At 62.4% G+C, this 19,692-nt stretch carries 16 protein-coding genes and 1 tRNA gene; 5 read left to right on the forward strand and 12 right to left on the reverse strand.

The features are described 5' to 3' along the window. Nucleotides 1-486 precede the first annotated feature (486 nt). The 6 genes from IVB41_RS08955 to IVB41_RS08980 form a co-directional block, all read right to left on the reverse strand. A complete protein-coding gene (locus IVB41_RS08955; RefSeq protein WP_247430197.1) occupies nucleotides 487-3,000 on the reverse strand; it encodes a bifunctional DNA primase/polymerase in 2,514 nt (837 codons plus the stop codon). Nucleotides 3,001-3,320: 320 nt separating this feature from the next. Beyond that, entirely contained in the window at nucleotides 3,321-4,136 is an 816-nt protein-coding gene (locus IVB41_RS08960; RefSeq protein ID WP_247429812.1) for a hypothetical protein, read from the reverse strand. Between the two features lie 55 nt (nucleotides 4,137-4,191). Next, complete coding sequence (locus tag IVB41_RS08965) at nucleotides 4,192-4,557, reverse strand: hypothetical protein (protein WP_247429814.1); 366 nt, start codon at nucleotides 4,555-4,557, stop codon at nucleotides 4,192-4,194. Nucleotides 4,558-4,786: 229 nt separating this feature from the next. Then, nucleotides 4,787-5,737, reverse strand: a complete 951-nt coding sequence (locus IVB41_RS08970) for a hypothetical protein (protein ID WP_247429816.1) — start codon at nucleotides 5,735-5,737, stop codon at nucleotides 4,787-4,789. Nucleotides 5,738-5,802: 65 nt separating this feature from the next. Then, nucleotides 5,803-6,204, reverse strand: a complete 402-nt coding sequence (locus IVB41_RS08975) for a hypothetical protein (protein WP_247429818.1) — start codon at nucleotides 6,202-6,204, stop codon at nucleotides 5,803-5,805. A gap of 521 nt (nucleotides 6,205-6,725) precedes the next feature. Then, nucleotides 6,726-8,105, reverse strand: a complete 1,380-nt coding sequence (locus tag IVB41_RS08980) for an integrase arm-type DNA-binding domain-containing protein (protein WP_247429821.1) — start codon at nucleotides 8,103-8,105, stop codon at nucleotides 6,726-6,728. Nucleotides 8,106-8,224: 119 nt separating this feature from the next. Between IVB41_RS08980 and IVB41_RS08985 the strand changes: the two genes are divergently transcribed. From IVB41_RS08985 to IVB41_RS09000, 4 genes are all read left to right on the forward strand, one after another. Continuing rightward, nucleotides 8,225-8,319 (forward strand) — tRNA-Ser (locus IVB41_RS08985). Between the two features lie 76 nt (nucleotides 8,320-8,395). Then, nucleotides 8,396-9,382 (forward strand): NAD(P)-dependent oxidoreductase, encoded by a 987-nt coding sequence (locus IVB41_RS08990; protein WP_247429824.1) that lies wholly within the window; start codon nucleotides 8,396-8,398, stop codon nucleotides 9,380-9,382. A gap of 378 nt (nucleotides 9,383-9,760) precedes the next feature. Beyond that, nucleotides 9,761-11,053 carry a sorbosone dehydrogenase family protein gene (locus IVB41_RS08995; protein WP_247429844.1) on the forward strand — a complete coding sequence of 431 codons (1,293 nt, stop codon included), beginning with the start codon at nucleotides 9,761-9,763 and terminating at the stop codon, nucleotides 11,051-11,053. 183 nt (nucleotides 11,054-11,236) lie between these two features. Beyond that, the gene (locus IVB41_RS09000) at nucleotides 11,237-11,830 is read left to right on the forward strand and encodes a cytochrome c (RefSeq protein WP_247429866.1); all 594 of its coding nucleotides are present in this window, start codon (nucleotides 11,237-11,239) and stop codon (nucleotides 11,828-11,830) included. Between the two features lie 11 nt (nucleotides 11,831-11,841). On the opposite strand, the gene panE is transcribed toward IVB41_RS09000, so the two are convergent. The 4 genes from panE to IVB41_RS09020 form a co-directional block, all read right to left on the reverse strand. Next, nucleotides 11,842-12,765 carry a 2-dehydropantoate 2-reductase gene (gene panE / locus IVB41_RS09005; protein ID WP_247429870.1) on the reverse strand — a complete coding sequence of 308 codons (924 nt, stop codon included), beginning with the start codon at nucleotides 12,763-12,765 and terminating at the stop codon, nucleotides 11,842-11,844. A 203-nt stretch (nucleotides 12,766-12,968) separates the two neighbouring features. Beyond that, nucleotides 12,969-13,583 (reverse strand): 2-hydroxychromene-2-carboxylate isomerase, encoded by a 615-nt coding sequence (locus IVB41_RS09010; RefSeq protein WP_247285460.1) that lies wholly within the window; start codon nucleotides 13,581-13,583, stop codon nucleotides 12,969-12,971. 85 nt (nucleotides 13,584-13,668) lie between these two features. Then, nucleotides 13,669-15,018, reverse strand: a complete 1,350-nt coding sequence (locus IVB41_RS09015) for an MATE family efflux transporter (protein WP_247429874.1) — start codon at nucleotides 15,016-15,018, stop codon at nucleotides 13,669-13,671. A gap of 89 nt (nucleotides 15,019-15,107) precedes the next feature. After that, nucleotides 15,108-15,704 (reverse strand): DUF2239 family protein, encoded by a 597-nt coding sequence (locus IVB41_RS09020; protein ID WP_247429877.1) that lies wholly within the window; start codon nucleotides 15,702-15,704, stop codon nucleotides 15,108-15,110. A gap of 150 nt (nucleotides 15,705-15,854) precedes the next feature. On the opposite strand from IVB41_RS09020, the gene IVB41_RS09025 reads away from it, so the two are divergent. After that, nucleotides 15,855-16,520, forward strand: a complete 666-nt coding sequence (locus IVB41_RS09025; RefSeq protein ID WP_247429880.1) for a glutathione S-transferase family protein — start codon at nucleotides 15,855-15,857, stop codon at nucleotides 16,518-16,520. A gap of 9 nt (nucleotides 16,521-16,529) precedes the next feature. On the opposite strand, the gene IVB41_RS09030 is transcribed toward IVB41_RS09025, so the two are convergent. Beyond that, nucleotides 16,530-17,825 (reverse strand): MFS transporter, encoded by a 1,296-nt coding sequence (locus tag IVB41_RS09030; protein WP_247429884.1) that lies wholly within the window; start codon nucleotides 17,823-17,825, stop codon nucleotides 16,530-16,532. 111 nt (nucleotides 17,826-17,936) lie between these two features. Beyond that, nucleotides 17,937-19,688 (reverse strand): gamma-glutamyltransferase, encoded by a 1,752-nt coding sequence (gene ggt, locus IVB41_RS09035; protein ID WP_247429906.1) that lies wholly within the window; start codon nucleotides 19,686-19,688, stop codon nucleotides 17,937-17,939. Between the last annotated feature and the right edge of the window lie 4 nt (nucleotides 19,689-19,692).

A 19,692-nucleotide genomic window follows, 5' to 3' on the forward strand; every position in this document is an offset into this window, starting at 1 on the left:
CATTGATCATGATGGGCACGTCCCCCGGTTACGGCCGTATTGTCGAGGACGTTGCATATATCGAGTTATGTCCGTTGAGCACGCTAAGGACACGCTACATAGTTCGTAGCAAGCGCTTGATAAATAAAATAAATGGCAAGAAATGGCCCATCTCGCTACGAGCTAAAATTAGGGCCGAGCAAGGACGAGCAGGGTAGAGGCTGCACTATCCGCTTGTGCACTATCTCGGTGTGGCAGGCGCGCGAGCTCGACGGCGGGGCGATGCATTCAGCAAACGCGAATGCAGTTAGAGGTGATGGCAGTTGTACATATGGGTGGGGTATTTGCGGGTATGCGGGTTGTGCGGGGTCATTTCCATCCCATGCGGGTATATAATCCATGACCATTCTAGATCTGAGTTTGAGAAATATTCTCACCAGTCAGATGTGGTCTCTATCGGGGTGGACTGGAAATGACCCCGCACAACCCGCATACCCGCAAACACGCTCAAGCGTCCCGCACGGTGTATTTCCACATTTTACCATGGGAGTCATACTTCCCTACTAGGCGCATGGCACCGAGAATTTTTCCGTTGCGGGCGTGCAGATACTGGCCCAAGCTCTTCGCATTTGAGCGACCGGGCACCGCGCTCTCGATAGCCTCTGCCAAGAGTCCGTCCGAACAATCTTCTCCCATCCTAATCAACTCCCCCGCCGACCACGGCGTATCGCCCGCGTTGTCCTTGATTGCGGCGAACAACTGTTCAAGGTCATTGCGCTCCGGATCATCCGTCGCGATGAAGTCGCGCGTCTTGCAAGGGTCGGGTTCTCCGAGCCACACCAGAGCCCCCCGAACAAGATTCGACCAATCCTCGAAGCGCCCAAACGGCGTTAGCTCTTTGAGCCCCGGACGTCCCGCGACCACAAAGGCGCGGAGCACCGTCAATCCAGCAACGACCAATTCCGCGCGGTGCTGGGGCACCCATGTCTTAAGGTCGATGTCGAATCGTCGTGTCTCAGGATTCTCCATCTGTGCATCCAGTTTGCATAGAAGCGAGCGCGTGGTCATGTCGCCTTTGTAGGTCAGATTATTGCCACTCGCCAACATCAGGACGTTCGTCGGCACCTGGACCCGACGATTCTCGCCGAGAACGCGGGATTGCCAAGTCGATTGCGTCAAGACTGTGCAGAGCGCGTCACCTTCGATTGGTCGCTTCACATTGTCGATCAGCAAGATCAGGTCGTTCTGAAGAAGCACGCTGAAGAGTCGCTTTTCGTCTTCCTCCTCATTCGCGCCTTGGCTCATTGCCGTCGTGAGTCGTCCGGTCGCAATCATAGAGACGACGTCGATTGCCAGGGTCTTGCCCGTTCCCATGGTTGGAGCGCTGGTGCCGTGCATCGGCGCAGAATGAAGTGTGCGTCGAACCAAAGCGGTCAAAGCGGCAGACAGCATCACCGACCGGCTCGCGCTGCGGCCCTTGGCATTGGCAACGAAAGGGAAGTTCGCAAACGGCTTATTCAGCAATGCGAGGGAAGCGAGCGCGTCGGCCCGTGTCGGCTCTTCGGGCACAGCAGGGAATTCGACGCCGCCCATGTCCAGCAGCAAGCCGGATTTCGCATCGTATCCATCGGAGTCGATGATTGAGCCGTCGCGACGCAATGTCGGTGCTTCAATCACGCCGTTGATGACGGGCAGCTTCCACTTGTCCCCGCGCGCTAGATAATGCGTTGCAAAGCCGAGCGGCGCGGCATATTTGCTCGCCTTGCCCTTTCTGTCCGGCTTGTGGAAGGGCACATTCTGAATCACATACTCGCGAAGCCGATGTTGATTGACGTCCCCGATCGTCAGCGATCCCGCCTTGCGCCGGATGCCCTCATCGTCGCCCGAGTCTTTATCGACACGCACCGGATGCACTAGACGACCACCCATTTCATAGAGAGGGGCGCCTTGGTCGATCATGCAGCGCTCGGCGAAATCCAGAAGTGCGGGTAGCTTCGTTTCATCGTACGGGCGTGATTTTGGCTGTTCCGTTTTGTTGCCTTCGAGCCACTCATCGTTCGCGTCGCCCCTATCGAAGTCAGGGTCGTCGTCGAAGTCGTCCTCTGTCACGTCGCCCGCAACGGTGAACTCGCTCGCGCCCGCGTCCCCGAGAAACTTGTTCAGCGTGCGGAAGGTGACGCCGTCGTTCCTGTCGGCGTGCATCGAGTCCCAACGCTTGCCGGTCATATAGGAGTCTTTGGCGAACTGTGGGTCTTGCGCGCACCACTCAAGGAATTCGCTACGTGCCTCGCCTGCGCTCGCATGGTGGCACGCGAACATAAGCTGAAGCCATTTGCTATGGTCCTTGAACTCTTCGACGTCGAGCTTAGCGAGCGCGGCGGCGATCTTGTCAGGCGTGTATTGTCCGCCGCCTGTGACGGCCGATCGCGCCGGCCGTTCGATCGCCTTCAGTAGACGCTTCGGCGCCATCGGCAATTCGGCGGCGAGCGTGGGGTGATTGTCGTCCCATTTGTACGGCTTGCCGTTGGGGTGGATTGAGCCCGCGGCGACGACCTGTCGCTTTAGGCTCTTGAACTCGACTCCCTTATAGTCCTCCGACTCCAACGTCTCGCGCACCAACAAATCGGCGGGCTTCGCCATGTAGAGATGGGCGCCGCCGCTGCCCGTGATGACCTTGGGATATTTCGAGTCATCAATGCCAAGATCGGCGCACAGCATCAGCCATCCGTCTTCGCCGCCGTTGCGTGGGTCGATATCGACTACTAGCTGATCGGCCCTTAGGCGGATGCCCCCATTGCGTTGCTCGCGCTCGCAGCGGGCCTTGACCGCCTTCGAGTCGTATTGCTTGGTCGTCCACTTCGGGTCTAGCGGCGCCTTGCCTACTTCCTTGGTCTTGCCGTTGGGGTAGGTCTTGCGGGCCTTGGGGCTATGCAAGGGGATGAAGTCGAACATCTGTGTATCGTACCCGATGAAGGGAGTCGGGAGTTTCGTTCTTTTGCGTTTACCGGGCTTCTCGATCATGCTCACGGCGTTCACTCCATTTAATGCTACGGACTCCATCGCACAGGACCGGCGCGGTCGGGCTTCCCTTGGCGATGGCGAGAAAGCCGCCGGATTCGACTTACGTCCTTGCACGTCAATCAAATAGCTCGCTCGCTGCTTCGCGAATCTGATTGTGTTCATCAGGCGTCAGGTCAAAGGGCCACTCGGCGGCTTCCCGCGCGAGGAATCCACCGCACGGGAGGCACTCCCAGACGAAAAGCTGCCTTGGCGTCGCATGGGCGTAGATTTCGCAACACCGTCGGATTATTGCCGCCTTGAATTCCGGAGTCATGTCACACCTATCCGAATCCGAGGGCGCGGACGGCTTCGGCCGCCTGCTCTGCGGCTGTTGTGGCATCATCGCCCGCTCGCGTTAGAGCTTGGGCAGCTCCTTCGGCCGCCATTTCATTAGCCGCGATGACATAAAGGTCGTACTCGAATCGAGCCTTCATTTCCTGCCGCGCCTGCCAACGTCGCCAGTAGCAGGCTGCAGCGGGGTGATTGGCTGAGGGAATCTCAGCGGGTTTTCCGCTCTCGCTTCCGTAGTGACGACAGATATTTTCGAGCGACTGCTCATAGGCCTGTTGCTGGTATTCCATCTCGGCAGCAAACCACGGCTTCCATTCGTCCGGGACATTCTCCGGCGTCTCGTCCGGCGACCACGCACGGTAGCTCACGTATCGGACGCGCGATTCGGGCACACGCGACCGCATGGCTGAGACGGCAGACTCGTGGTTTGATCCGACGGCGCAATACTGGTCCATCGGCATTTGATCATTCTCGCCGAACGGCTCCAAAAACGATTTCATTTCGCCGGCATGCAAGAGGGCGGAGCGCTTCAAAGCCTTCCGGTGCCACGCTTCCAAGACGCAAAGACTGTGGTGCGATCTCGTCTTCGCGGCTTCTAAGTCGGCCGCGGTCTCGCAGAAACGAAGCTCATCGGACTCCCACAATGCGCTGTAGCCGGCTTCCATGGTATAACGTGCGAGAAGGCGCTTGCGGTCCCACTTGTCCGCGACACCGCGTACAGTGCCGTCGGTTGAGCCGAAGCAACGTGCGAGATACATCCGCCGTTGCTTACCCGGTGCCTTCGCAAAGTTGGTTTCTGCGGTCATGGTTGTGGTCCTCAAAAGTGGTTGGGGAGCCGGACGTGGGGAGGCGCGCCCGGTCTTATTTGTTGTGCTGCGCGGGCGGATTCTTGAATCGATCCCAAGCGGACTTCGCGAGGTCGTCGAAGCTCTTCGGAGCGCGTAGCGTTTTCGTCTCCGTCGCGCCAAAGTTCGCGAATGCCGAGCGTTGCAGGCGCTTGAGGCCGCGCTCTGTGGACTCCTTGCTATTCGCGGGGCCGGCTGCGAGTCGCTCCAAGGCTTCGACGCACGCCGCCTGCTTCGCTTCCGGCACCGCACGGTATCCGCCGGCCCCACCACGGCCGCCGAACTTCACAAGCACGGCATCGGCAGCTTGCTTGCCGACGCGCATCACGGCGGCGGCATGGGCATGCAAGATAGGCAGCTTAGGGTTTTCTTCATCAGACATCTTCGAATCTCCTGTTTGCTTGAACGTTCAGTTTTCAAGACGCTCCACCTTCACCGTTGCATTCAAACCCGCCTCGCGGCGCTTTGGCGGTGATGGCGGACCACTCGACTCGACCGCACGGGGATAGGGGGCCGTGCGACCCGCCGTTGAGTGGTAAGTTCAACCAAGAACCCACTCACGGACTTCCCCGGCGCGACGGGAATGACGGCATCGCGCCGGACATTCCCAATCACTCGCAGACGTCCAAGATCGCCCACGGATTCCCGGTAGGGAACGGAACGCGCGTGCCTTCGTCTGTGAGCTTGCGGTGCCAGAAGTGAGCGCGGCGCTCGGCGAGAAGCTTAGCTGCCTTCGATGTCTCAACGGCCTCCGTACGCTGCCGCGGCGTCATCGCGGACTCTTCGCTGTAGTCAGCGCGTGCCAATGTCAGCAGATGGTCAATCACCAGATTCTGAATCGTCGGCACGCTGAGTAGCAGCCCGGTTGCGTCGATGTGATCGCGACCGTCGATGCGGATTTTGGCGAACTCGACGTGACCTTGCGCCGTGCGCCCGGTGAGGCCGATTTGCCTGAAGCGTTTTGCTCCCCACATGTTCGGACTTTTCGCAAGCTTGCGAACATCGCGGATGGTCTGCCCTTCGATTTCAGGCCACGTGCAATCGGATGTCGCGAGTCCTTCAATCTGGTATTGCTCGCGAACAGCCTCGTCACGGCGAAACTCCATCATCTCCAACGGAGAACGGTTGTCGATGGCGCTGTCCTCTGTGTCGGCATCCTTGAGTGGTACGCGCTGCCGAAGCAAAAAGTCGTTGAGCGCGGTGTTCGGTGTCCCGCCGAGTTTAGCCTGGTCCTCTTCATATTTTTGGAGAGTTGCGGCGATCCGCGATCTGACGCGCGCAATCCTCTGCTCGCAATCTTCGATTAAATTGTCGTGGCGCTGCGGCGCGAGTTCGAGTTCGCGCTGTTGTCGCAGCAGTGGAGCCAACTTTTCGTTCTTCTGGCCTTGGACCTTTGCCACCATGGTCTGATACGCGTCGGCGTCCGCGTCGGCCTGCGTGCTCAGATTGAAGCGAATGACATGCGCCTTCGGCGCATGCGCAAGAATCCGTTCCTCGCCTTCTAACGGGCCGATACCGGACGGGCGGGTAAACTCCTCGAAGTTGCGGGGGGCGTCGGTCATTGAAATCTCCGGGGCAATCGTTGTCGATGACCAAGACCTAGCGCCTACAAGCGCAGGCCGGAGACTCAAGAGTCGCTGGTGGCAGACTCCAATCTAATTACGGTGTTATCGATCAGGGACTTAACGTGCCGACGCATTGCTGCAACGGCCTCATTGTCCGCCATCGCTGCGCCCACGCCGCCTCCCTCGCCCTTTGCAATCTTTACCGCGACCGAGTTGTCCACCTTCAGGAAGTGTCGCACGATGAACTTTCGGCGGGCTTCGTAACCATGTCTATATTCATCACGTAGGATCGTGCTCGCACGTTTGGCGTCAATGAGAGCACTTTCCTTTGTCTCGACGATCTTGGTCGAGCGCAGACGCTGCTTTCGCCGGGCCGGCGCGAACTCCGCGAGCGGTGCAAGCGATCCAGCTTCAAAGATCCGCTGCACCAGCCAATCGGGTAAGTGGGGAGCTTTTGTGGTCATGGCCGCACCACATGGAAAGCGGCGCGGCGACGTTCCGCTTCCATCTGTCTGCGCAGTGCGGCTTGCTCGGTGTGTGCCGGCTGGACAAGCTCGCGCCGCAAGACTTCATCAACAAAGACGGCCCGAGCGTCTTCCAGAGTGCGGGGCGGTTGCTCAGTCATGACGCACCACCTTCCGCGGCCGGGTCGGCTCGCGCGTCAGCGTGGCAAGGTCCCAAGCGTCCAAGTCTTCGAGCGACCAATACCTATCGGCGCCGTCGAGATAGAAGGGCTTAGGGAATCCGACTTCGCGCGTTTTCCGCCGAATCCATTCGTCGGACGCGTTGCCGTAGCGCTCGCGAACTTGTGCGACGCGGAGATATCGTTTCAGTGGGGGAAGGGGTGGATCGGACAACATAGGGCAACCTTCCGCGCTTCGCGCGTTGGTGCCGTTTATGTTGTCACTCGGCTGCAGGGTGCATGAGGACAGGCCAAAACGGGCCGTTCAACTAGTCTACCACATATGCCCATTCGTGCGGGGCTTCAAGCGCTACCATATGCTTCGGTTAACGCCCTGGCGTCTACTTTGTTGGGCGGCCTCGTGAGCGGAACTACCTTCGACGACTGTCTGCTAACGATGCGGTCAATCTGATCCGCCAGCTTCTGGAAAGCCTCCGCCTTCTCAACGTCAAAGGCGTGACGATCGTACACGCCATCGATACCGCCAGCCGCATGATTGCTGCAAGCGCGCCGAACCTCAAGCGGAACGCCAAGACGCTGCATCAAGCTCCGCGACGTGCGGCGCAGGTCGTGCAGGGTCCAGTGTGCGACGGCGTCGCCCGTGATCGCGTCAAGCTTCGCCTTCAGATCGGAGAAACCGCCCATGGGCCGATTGTGGTGACGACCTTCGAACACGAACGGCGAGTTAGATCTCTTCAAAAGCGGATCGATGACCGCATTCAACTGTGGCGTCCGATGCCAGTCCATGGCCAGCCCGTTCTTTGTCCTGTCGCCTTCGCAGGACCAAAGCGTCGGTGATAGCTCTGCACGGTCCATGCGTGCGGCTTCGTTGCGGCGTGCCATGGTCAGGATCAACGTGCGAACAAATGCGCCGAAGTTGCCGAGTTGATCGCAGGCCAGCCACACAGCGCGAAGCTCTTGGTCCGACAGGATGCGCTCGCGCGAGTCGGCCGTCTCGGTCTGTATCCCCGCCGCGGGATTCGCCTTCACGGTCGAGTTCCGGTCCATCGTCCAACCGAAGAAATGCGAGAGACGCGTTTTACCCTTGCGGTGCGCATCTTTGAATTTGCTCAGCCCGTCGAGCAGTGCAACGCAGTCTTGCCGGCTGATCGAGCCGACAGCCCGGTTCCCCCACACAGGCAGGACGCGGCGCACAAAAAACGACCGCGTTGCGGCGGCCGTCTCAGCGCCGATCTTCGGTTCCACCGGTCGGCCGCTGGCGTCCTTTTCGGCCGGCGTCACTTCCTTGGTTTCGTCGTCAACGTAGTCTCTGCCCCATGACAGGTGTCCGCGGTCATAGGCCTTGAAGGCGGCGAGCACGGTGTTCGTGGGCGCGGCCTTGCGGATGGCTTTGCGCTCGGCGGCGGGGTCGTCGCCGTGGACTACCCCCAGCTTCACCTTGGCCGCGATCTTCCGGGCTTCGTCGAGCCCCAGCGCCTCGGTGTAGGCGCCGATCGTAAAGCGCCGGGCAGCGGACGCCGCTGGCTTGTACCGCACCACCCAAGTCCGGACGCCAGAGGGCTGCACGACCAGACGGAGGCCCACGACCTTCTCATCCCGTAGCTCATAGCGGGCGGCCTCTCCGCGAGCGCCGGCGGCCCTGTCCTTGTTCAAGGGCTTCCGGGCCACCGCCTCGCCGGGGGCGCTGGCGGCGCTTTCCTTCTTCAGAGGCTTGCGGGTCAACGGCCTGATTTCCTCTCGGGGACAACATGGGGACAACAAATCGGGTAAGGTCATACGTTGCCAAGCGTTGAACCACGACGGCCGCAAATAGGCAAAATGTCAATGAAAACAGCGTTAAGGCGGGTTAATAGCTGGCAACATATGCCCACGCTTCCCGTCGCCGACGACCTTGCCAAGGTCGGGGTCGAGGGTTCGAGCCCCTTCGCCCGCTCCAATTTTTCCCAAAGCATCCAGCCGGACCGGACGGGCACGTGGTTTTCCACGCCGCTGGCGGCTGTATTGGGTTTGCAATGACAATTCTGGTCGCAGGCAGCGCGGGCCATCTCGGGGAGGCCCTTCTCCGCACGCTCCGGGGGCGCGGTTCGCCTGCACGTGGCATCGACCTGAAGCCATCGCCCTTCACCGACGCTGTCGGCTCGATCGTCGATCCTGATTTCGTGCGGCACCAGATGGACGGCGTCACCGCGGTGATCCACACCGCGACGCTGCACAAGCCGCATGTGGCGACCCACAGCAAGCAAGATTTCATCGACACCAATGTCACCGGCACGCTCAACCTGCTTGAGGCGGCCGCAGCCGCCGGCGTGCGCAGTTTTGTTTTCACCAGCACCACCAGCGCGTTCGGCTCGCAACTCCGCTCCGACGCGGGCCAAGCCGCGGTGTGGGTCACCGAGGACCTGGCGCCGATCCCGAAGAACGTCTACGGCACGACCAAGCTGATGGCCGAAACTCTCTGCGAGTTGTTCTGTCGCGAGCGCGGCCTGCCCGTCGTGGTCTTGAGGACCTCGCGCTTCTTCCCGGAAGACGATGACGATCCGGCGATGCGGTCGGCTTACGCGCCGGAGAACGCGCAGGCCAACGAGCTGCTCTATCGCCGGCTGGATATCGCGGACGCGGTGAACGCCCATCTCCTCGCCGCAGAGCGCGCGCCGGACATCGGGTTTGCCCGCTACATCCTGTCGGCCACGAGCCCGTTCGAGCAACGCCATCTCGCGGCGCTGGCACGTGACGCGGCCGGTGTCGTGCGCGAGCTCTATCCGGATTGTGCGGAGCTCTTTGCTGCGCGCGGCTGGCGGCTATTCCCCGCGATCGACCGCGTCTATGTCAATGAGCGTGCGCGGCGCGAACTAGGCTGGCGGCCCGAATTCGACTTCGCGCATGTCCTGAAATGTCTTCGCGATGACCGCGATTTTCGCAGCACGCTCGCGCGCGATGTCGGCTCGAAAGGCTATCATGAGACGATTTTCGACGATGGTCCCTACCCCGTCGCCCCTTAGCCGCCACCTTCGCGAATTCGCTCGACGCGTCAAATGTCTACCCGGCGTCACCGGCAGCAAGGCGGCCAGAGCATTTCTACTGTGCATGGGGTTGTTTTCGCGTTTTTTTGTTCCGGACCTCCTGCTGCCTGCAAATTAGCCGCGCGTGATCTTGATTCCGCGCTGCAGCGAGAGCGGTGTCGTCGCGGCATTCGCCATCATTGACTTTACGTCTCAATTTTTACTGAGCGCTATCGCGGCGCCCGCGGCGCGCTTCTCACCGCTCGCAGATGTGCTAACCTTCTGCATCTGTCCTCTCGACAGAGTCCGAACTTCGCCTCTCGACAGCAAAATAAAATAAATGTGCAGCCCTGACGGCTGCCTTAGGGGAGTGACGCGATGAAATTCCATGGATCCGTCTTTCAATCCGCCTTTCAATCCGTCCTGGCGCTTGCAGCGGTTGCCCTTCTCGCGGGGACAAGCGTCGGTCACGCGCAGCAGCAGGACAAGAACAAGCCGCTGAAGAAATACGAATCCGGCACCAAGGAGTTCTGGACCCATCCGCCGGACGACTGGTTCCTCGGCGACGAGACCGAGGCGCAGAAGGGCCTGGCGCCGCCGTCCGGTCCGCCGACCGGCGCGTCCGATTCCGAGCTCGCCAACATCGTCAAGAAGGTCAAGCTGCCACCGGGCTTCAAGATGGAGGTCTACGCCTCCGGTGTGCTGGCCGCGCGGCAGATGGCCTGGGGTGACAAGGGCACGCTGTTCGTCGGTTCGTTCGGCCTCGGCAACGTCTACGCCATCAAGGACAACAACGGAAAGAAAGAGGTCAAGACCATCCTCAAGGGGCTGAACATGCCCACGGGTCTGGCCGTCAAGGACGGTGCGCTCTACGTCATCGCGGTCGACAAGCTGATCCGCTACGACGACATCGAAAACAAGCTCGACAATCCCGGCGAGGGCAAGGTCGTCTATGACGACATGCCGTCCTATGCCGCGCATGGCTGGAAGTACATCGCGGTCGACAAGGAAGGCTGGTTCTACATTCCGTTCGGACCGCCCTTCAACATCGGCGTGCCCCCGACCAGCGTGTCGCAGATCCGCCGCGTCGATCCCAAGACCGGCAATGCGGAAATCTACGCGCTCGGCGTTCGCAACTCGGTCGGCGGCGACGTCGATCCGCGCACCGGCAAGTTCTGGTTCACCGAGAACGCCCGCGACTGGATCAGCGACGATCTGCCCTCGGACAAGCTGAACATGATCAGCAAGATCGGCGAGCACTTCGGCTATCCCTACTGCCACCAGGGCGACCTGCCGGATACCAAGTTCGCGATGGGCCACAAATGCTCCGAGTTCACGCCGCCCGTGCTGAACCTCGGCGCTCACGTCGCTCCGCTCGGCATGAAGTTCTATACCGGCGACCAATTCCCGGCCGAGTACAAGAACAACATCCTGATCGCCGAGCACGGCTCCTGGAATCGTCACAAGTACCAGGGCGGCCGCATCATGCGCGTGATCGTCGGTCCCGACGGCAAGAACGCCAAGCAGGAGGTGTTCGCCTCCGGCTGGATCGAGGGCGACCAGGGCTATCTCGGCCGTCCCGACGACATCATCCTCGCCAAGGACGGCTCGATCCTCGTCGCCGACGATTGGGCCGGCGCGATCTACCGCATCAGCTACAGCAAGAAGTAGCCTAAGACGACACGAGGCTGCGGTGCCGAGGGGCGCCGCAGCCTTTCTCATTTCAATTTCGCACGCTGTCGTTCCTGCTTACGTAGAAGTCCGGAACCCATAGTGACGAACGGGGGTTATCGAACTCCGGGCACGCGCTTCGCCGCCCCGGAATGAGCGTTCGACAGATCGGAAATTCCAATCATGCGCCGGCAGTTCATCTCGCACGCAATCAGCGCGGTTGCGCTTCTCGCGCTCGGTTCTCTCCCGACAAGCGCCGCGGACAATGCCGCGATCAAGGAGAAGGCCGCCGTCTGCGCCGGCTGTCACGGCGAGAACGGCATCTCGCAGACCGAGAACATTCCCTCGCTGGCCGGCCAGCCCGATCAATTCCTGCAATGGCAGCTCGTCTTTTTTCGCGCCGGCTCGCGCAAGAACGACCAGATGCAGCCGATCGCCGAGGAGATTACCAACGAGGACGTCCGCAATCTCGGCGCCTATTTCGCCGCGCTGACGCCGCCGATAGCGCCGGAGGACAAGGATCCGGACTTGTCGAAAAAAGGCGCGCAAGTGGCCGTCGGCCGCCGCTGCGCCTCATGTCATACGGATAATTTTGCCGGCACCAAGGCCGTCGCGCGGCTCGCGGGCCAGCGCGAGGAATACCTGGTCAAGGCGCTGCACGACTACAAGAGCAGCCAGCGCGTCGGCGGTGGAGGCGCTGCGATGGCCGATGTCGCCTATCACATGAGTGATGAGGAAATCACCGCCGTCTCGCACTATCTCGCGTATTTCAAATAGCGAAGCTGCGGTCAGCTAGCCCGCTGCTTCTCATACGCCTTCAAATGCGTGTAGGCGATGCGCAGCTTCGGGACCGGCACCTTGGCGGCGTCGGCGCGCGCGATGAGGTCGCCGATGACGTGATCGGCCTCGACCGGCAGACCCGCCTTGACGTCGCGAAACATCGAGGCCGTCATGGGTGAACCCTCGGTGGTGAGGTTGCCCTTCACGCGCTCGAAGAACGGCCCGCCCGGCGTGTAGCCAGACGCGGCGGCGATCGCGCTGGTCTCGTCCAGCATGCCGAGCAGGAAATCCCTGCCGCCGGGAGCGGCGAGGATGTTGCCGACAGAGGTGCGCATCAGGCTGGTGGACGCCGCCAGCGAGGAGAGGAACACCCACTTCTCCCACATGTCCTGCATGATGTTCTGGCTGGCCGTGGCACCATTGATGCCGCTCTTGAAGGCCTCGTCGATCGCCTTGACCCGATCCGACAGCTTGCCATCGCGCTCGCCGTAATTGATCGACTGCATCGGCTGGAGCTGCACCACCTCGCGCTTCTCGTCGAGCGTTGCGGCGATGGCGCAGAGGCCACCGAGCACGCGCTCCTTGCCGAACTTGTCGTCGAGGATGTCGAGATGCTTCATGCCGTTGAGCATCGGGATGATCGCCGTATTCGGCCCGACTGCTGCCGCGAACGACTTGATTGCGTCGTCGAGGTCAAAGGCCTTGCAGCTGAGCAGCACGACGTCGAACTTGTCCTTGAGCGCGGCGGCCTGAACAGTCGGCGGATTTTTCAAGGTCACGTCGCCGTTCGGGCTCTTGATGACGAGGCCGGCGCTCGCGAGCTCGCTGGCGCGCCGCGGCCGGACCAGGAAGGTGACGTCGCGGCCGGCCTGCAACAGCCTGCCACCAAAATAGCCGCCGATGGCGCCAGCGCCGACCACGAGGATACGCATGGGATCGTCCTTATTGTTTCTTGCCGTCGTCGTTGTTTCTTGCCGTCGTCCTGGCGAAAGCCAGAACCCATTACCCCGACTGTGTATTGTCGGGCAAGTTGGAGGCCCAGCACGTCACAGCCATAGCCTTCGGTGGTTATGGGTCCTGGCTTTCGCCAGGACGACATCGGAGATGATGGCTCGATCTGTCCATCATACGAAAATCACTTCCCCGACACCATCTCCTCGACCTCGCGCAACTGCTCCTTGCCGAAGAACATCTCGTCGCCGACAAAGAAGGTCGGCGAGCCGAACGCACCGCGCGCGACGGCCTCCTCGGTGTTCTTGATCAGTCTGCCCTTCACCTCGGGTTCCCCGGCCCGGGTGAACAGCTTTTGCGCGTCGAGGCCGGAGGACGCCAGCGCCTTCGCCGCGATTTCCGGATCGTCCATCTTCTTCGGCTCGCGCCACATGTGATGGAAGGCGGCCTCGACGTATGTTTCGAACACGCCTTCGAGCTGCGCCGCGATTGCCGCGCGCATCAGGTTCAGTGTGTTGACCGGGAAGAACGGATTCCAGACATAGGGCTGCACCTTGAAGCGCTTGACGAAGCGCTCGGTCTCGACCGCCTGGAATTCCCGCTTGTTCTTGACGCCGGCAAGCGTCTCGGCCGGCGACTTGTTGTTGGTCGACTTGAAGATGCCGCCGAGCAGGATCGGCACGTACTCGAATTTGACGCCGATGCGCTGCTCGATCGCCGGAATCGCGAGATGACTGAGATAGGCGTTCGGGCTGCCGAAATCGAACAGGAATTGCGGGGCTGTGCGGGTCAAAATCATCCTCCCTGACGTCGCTTTTTCGCATTGTGGCGTAGCGCGGCCCGCGGGTCCACCTTTTAATGACGGTCATAATCTCTTGATGTCGTCAGGACAGACGCCGGATCGTCCGCTTGCGCCACACCAGAAGGTAATAGCCCATCTGCAACAGGAACATGGCGCAGAACACGATCGGATAGGCGGCCCACACACCCTCAAGGCCGATCGTGCGGCTCAGGATCACCGCGGACGGTAGTTCGATTGCTCCGATGGCGAAGATCGCGAGCAGCATTGGCGTCAGTGCCACGCCGGCAGCGCGCATCGCGCCGGAAAACACCGTCGCCAGGCCGAACGGCACCGAGCTCCACAGTGCGATGTTGAGCAAGCCCTTCGCCAGATCGAGCACGGTATCATCAGTGATGAAGATGCCCAGCACGGCGCGCGGCGCGAGATAGATCAGCGCCACCAGCCCGCCCGTCAGGACGATGTTGAACGCCAGTCCGGTGCGCACGATGCCGTCGAGCCCCGCTCTGTCGCCGCGGCCGACCGCTTGGGCACCGAGTATCGAGACCGCGATTGAAATCGACATCGCCGTGAACTGCGTATAGCCCATCACCTGGTTGACCGCGCCATAGGCTGCGGTTGCGTTCGAGCCGAAGCCGTTGACGAGGCCGAGCAGCACCAGCTCGGCGATCGCCATCACCACCATACCGATCGCGCTCGGCAGTCCAATGCCGAGGACTTGTCCCAGCACCACACGATTGAGCCGCAGATGGCGCAGCAGTGCAGCGTCCGGTGCCAACGCATGTTTTCTTCGCAGCAGATAGGCCGCCAGCGCGATCAGCGTCAGAACGTTGGCGATCGCCGCGGCCCAGGCCGGGCTGGTGATGCCGGCCGCCGGCAATCCGAACGACCCGCGGATCAGAATCGGCGTCAGAATCAAGCCGATCGCAGTCGACAAGGCCAGCGCCAGCAGCGGCGTCAGCGCGTCGCCGACGCCGCGGATCATCGCCGTCGTCAGCAAGAAGACGAAGCCGAGCGGCATGGTGAGCAGCATGACGCGGGCATAGGCGCTGGCCCGGTCGAGAATGTCCGGAGGCGTTGCGAGCATCGTCATCAATTGGCGGCTGAAGATCCCGCCGATCAGTGCAATTGCAATCGAGAGCAGCAGGCCGATCGCGAGCGTCGTGCCCACGATGAGCTTGATCCGGCCCTGCTCGCCAGCACCATAGGCCTGGCCGATCAGCACCGTGGCGCCGGTGCTCAGCCCCATGACGAAGGCGAACAGGAAGAACATCACCGGAAAGAACACCGAGACCGATGCGAGCGCGTCGATCCCGATCATCTGGCCGAGATAGACGTTGCTGACGGTGCCGAATAGCGATTGCAGCGCGTTGCTCAGCATCAACGGTGCGAGGAAGCGCAGAAAACTTTTCCAGAGCGGCTTGTCGGCGGACATGGATTAGCCTTTCATCAGGGCGTGCGAAACCGTCGCCACGCGAAGTGCGCGTGGCTTGGCCGTCGATGGGGTTGGGAGAAGGCGCGCGCCTAAGCGCGATCACTATAGGCGAGCTTGACGATGTGGTCGCGGATGTCGGCGGGCCAATCTGCGATCAGTCCGGTGAAACGCCGCCGGTCATCCGCAAACAACGCGCGCGATGCCTCCTCGAACTGCGGCAGATTGCCGGCCATGGTCGACATGAAGTGATAGGCCGCATCGCGCGCCTGCCGCTCGCGGTCCTTGGCGCCGCTGGCGCGCCGCGCCTCTTCGACGAGTTTCCGCAGCGCGACCGAAGCGCCGCCTGGCTGCGCGCTGAGCCACTCCCAGTGCCGCGGCAGCAGCGTCACCTCGCGCGCGACCACGCCGAGCCTCGGCCGGCCGCGACCGCGTGGCTCGCTCGGCGATGGGGTCTCCTCAACCGGGGGCGGGACAAGCTTCGCCAGCCGCGCCAGCACCTCGCGGTCTCCGCCGCGCAGATCGAAGTCGATCGATCGGCCCGTGGCGTCCTCGAAGATGACGATGGGGTCGTCCGGCCGCTCAGCCATCCGCTTGATGACCAGCGCGACCTCTCCGGCCGGCCCGGAGACCAGACGGCGATGCCCTTGGAAAGCGGTGAAAGTCTTCTGCATTGGAATCATTGCCATATTGGTCACGGTGGCGATTTTAATACCCGGGTGAATTACAAAGATCAATATACCCGGATAAAAATATCTGACCGGATGGCTCGACATTGTGTTCCCGGGCTGGCACGAACGCGCGGCCGATCGACCATGCCTAGCCCCGGGGACCACGCGATGCTGACCGTTCACCACCTCAACAATTCCCGCTCGCAGCGCGTGCTGTGGCTGCTCGAGGAGTTGGGCGTGCCCTACGAGATCGTGCGCTACGAGCGCCAGCCTGACATGCGCGCGCCGAAGGAGCTCCGCGCCATCCATCCGCTCGGCAAGTCGCCCGTCATCACCGACAACGGCAACACTATCGCCGAGTCAGGCGCGATCATCGAATATCTCATCGCCACCTACGGCAGCGGCCGGCTGGTCCCGCCGCCGAACACGCCGGAGCGGCTGCGCTTCACCTATTGGCTGCACTATGCGGAGGGCTCGGCGATGCAGCCGCTGCTGCTCAAGCTGCTGTTCACCCTGATGCCGAAGCGTGCGCCGGCGTTGCTCCGCCCGCTGGTGCGCAAGGTTTCGAACCAGGCGCTCACCGCGTTGGTCAATCCGCAGCTCAAGCAGCACATGGACTATTGGGAAGGCGAGCTTGCGAAGAGCGAGTGGTTCGCCGGCAACGAGTTCACCGCCGCCGACATCCAGATGAGCTTTCCGCTCGAAGCAGCCCAGGCGCGCGGCGGGCTCGAACTCGGCCATCCCAAGGCGATGGCGTTCCTGGAGCGCATTCACGCGCGGCCAGCGTACAGCCGCGCCCTCGAAAAGGGCGGGCCGTATCAGGTCGGACGATAGCTGCCTGCATCAGTCCGCGTGCAGCACGCGCCCGCGCGTCTCCGGCAGCGCGAAGGCGGCGATGAAGAACAGCGCGTAAGCCACCACCGCGAACATCGCGATCGCATTCGCAAGCGACGTCGTCGCCGATAGCGCTCCGACCAGGAACGGAAACAGCGCGCCGATGCCGCGGCCGAAATTGTAGCAGAACCCCTGGCCAGAGCCGCGCAGTCGCGTTGGATAAAGCTCGGTCAGGAACGCACCGACGCCGGAGAAATAGCCCGAGGCGAAAAAGCCGAGCGGGAAGCCGAGCACCCACAGGACCTCGTTGGTGAGCGGCAGCTGCGTGTAAAGCAGCACAACCGCGATCGCGCCGATCGAGAAGGTCAGGAACAGATTGCGCCGTCCGATCCGGTCGGCGAGCCAGGCGCCGGTGAGATAGCCGATGAAGGAGCCGATGATCAGCGTCGAGAGATAGCCGGTCGAGCCGACGATCGACAGATGCCGCTCCCTGGTCAAAAACTGCGGCACCCAGAAGGTGACGGCGTAGTAGCCGCCCTGGCAGCCCGTCGCCATCAGCGACGCCAGGATCGTGGTCTTCAGGATCGGGCCCGAGAAAATTTCCCAGAGCGCCGGACGATTGCCGCTCGCGGCCTGCTTGGCGCGGGCTTCAGCCGCGATCTCCGGCTCGGTCACGGAGCGGCGGATGTAGAACACCAGCAGCGCCGGCAGCGCGCCGATCACGAACATCCAGCGCCACGCTGTCTCCGCCGGCAAAGCCGAGAACAGGATCGCCTGCGACAGCACTGCGAGGCCCCAGCCGACGGCCCAGCCCGACTGCACTGAGCCGACCGCACGCCCGCGATATTGCGGCCGGATCGCTTCACCCATCAGCACGGCGCCCGCCGCCCACTCTCCGCCGAAGCCGAGGCCCAGCACCGCGCGCGCGATCAGGAGCTGTTCGAAATTCTGCACGACCGCGCAGACCAGCGAGAACAACGAGAACCAGATGATGGTGATCTGGAGCGTTCTGACCCGGCCGATATGGTCGGAGAGATAGCCGCCGAGCCAGCCGCCGATGGCGGAGGCCAGCAGCGTCACGGTGCCGGCGAGCCCGGCCGATCCCGCATCGACCTTCCACAGCGCGATGATGGTGCCGATCACCAGCGGATAGATCATGAAGTCCATGCCGTCGAGCGCCCAGCCTGCGGCGCAGGCCCAGAACGTCCGCCGCTCCGGCGCGTTCATGTCGCGGTAGAAGGCAAGAAGGCTGGTGTCCTCGATCTCGGCGCGTTCGATGCGCTGGTTCGGATCAACTGTGGTCATGTGCGTTTCCCGACAGTGTTTTCTTTCGTAGTTTCTTTGGCCTCGCGGTGGTAGCACGCGCGGCGGCGCGCGCAAGCCGGCCGCCGGCCTTCGCGCCATGCAAGGACAGAGTTACTGCCCCGCTGCTTCCGCACCTCGGCTACGCGGATCAGGCGCGCCGAGCGGACCATTGGCGGTCACCGCGATCGAATTCGCCGATGTCTGCCCCATCGGCGCGACGATGAGATGATCCATCGCCTTCAGCTCGAGCAGCACATGATCGGGGAAGCCGCCCTCGACCCGGACCTCGTCGGGCAACCATTGGTGATGCAGCCGCGGTGCGGCCACGGCAGCCGCGACGTCCATTTTGTAATCGAGGACGTTGACGATCACCTGGAGCACGGTCGAGATGATCCGGCTGCCGCCCGGCGAGCCCGTCACCAGAACCGGCTTGCCGTCCTTCAGGACGATGGTCGGCGACATCGAGGACAGCGGCCGCTTGCCCGGCCCGGGCAAATTGGCCTCGAAGCCGACAAGGCCATAGGCATTGGAAGCGCCGACCGCCGCTGTGAAATCGTCAAGCTCGTTGTTGAGCAGCACGCCGGTGCCGTCGGCGACGAGGCCGACGCCGTAGCTGAAGTTCAGCGTATAGGTGTTGCTGACGGCGTTGCCGCTGCCGTCGACGACGGAAAAATGCGTGGTGTTGCTGCCCTCATGCGGTGAGGTCGCGGTGGAAACGAGCTGTTTCGACGGCGTGGCGCGATCGGCGGAGATGGTTGCCCGCAGCTTCGCGGCGTAGTCTTTGGCGGTGAGCGTCCCGATCGGCGCGTTGACGAAGGCGGGATCGCCGAGATAGCGCGCCCGGTCCGCATAAGCGCGCTTCATGGCCTCGATCAGCAGATGCAGCGAGGCCGGCGACCCCTGCTTCAGATCAGCGAGCTGAAAACCTTCGAGAATATTGAGCGTCTCCACCAGCACCACGCCGCCCGACGACGGCAACGGCATCGACACGATGTCATAGCCGCGATAAGTGCCGCGCACCGGTGCGCGGATGACCGCCTGATAGGATTTCAAATCGGCCGGCGTCATGATGCCGCCCGCGTCAGTCACGGCCTTGGCGAGTTTTTCCGCGACCGGCCCCTCATAGAAACCGCGCGGGCCCTGTGCGGCGACGGCCGACAGCGTTTCGGCGAGATCGCTCTGCACCAGCCTGTCGCCTTCGCCGAGCGGCGTGCCATCGGGCCGCGAGAAGATCCTGGCCGAGGAGGGCCAACGCACCAGCCGCTTGTGCCAGCCCGGCAGCGTGTCGGCAATGTCGTCGCCGACGAGGAAGCCATCGCGGGCGAGCCCGATCGCGGGCTCGAGCAGTTGCGCCAGCGTGAACCGGCCCGAGCCATATTTTTCCAGGGCCAGCGCAAGACCCGCGACGGTGCCGGGCACGCCGACGCCGAGCGCGGAATCCCGCGACTTCGCCGCATCGGGCTTGCCGTCGGCGCCGAGGAAAATCTGCGGCGTGGTCGCAGCCGGCGCGGTCTCGCGATAATCGATCGTGATGTCTTCGTTGCGCTCGCTCGAATGAATCACCATGAAGCCGCCGCCGCCGATATTGCCGGCGCGCGGATAGGTCACGGCCATCGCAAAGCCGGTCGCGACCGCGGCATCGACGGCGTTGCCGCCGCGCCGCAGGATGTCGGCGCCGACCTGCGCGGAGATTTTCTCCTGCGCCACCACCATGCCGTGTTCGGCGGGAACGGCATGCACCGTGTCGAGCGCGGGCGGCACATAGGCCCGCCGCGCATCCTGCGCAGTCGCGGCCGGAAGTCCGAACGCCAGAGTGGCAAGGAAGGCGAAAAATGTCCGCCGTGTCGAGAAAGACGACATCATCAAA

The organism is Bradyrhizobium sp. 44 (assembly GCF_023073095.1).
Classification (GTDB): Bacteria; Pseudomonadota; Alphaproteobacteria; order Rhizobiales; family Xanthobacteraceae; genus Bradyrhizobium.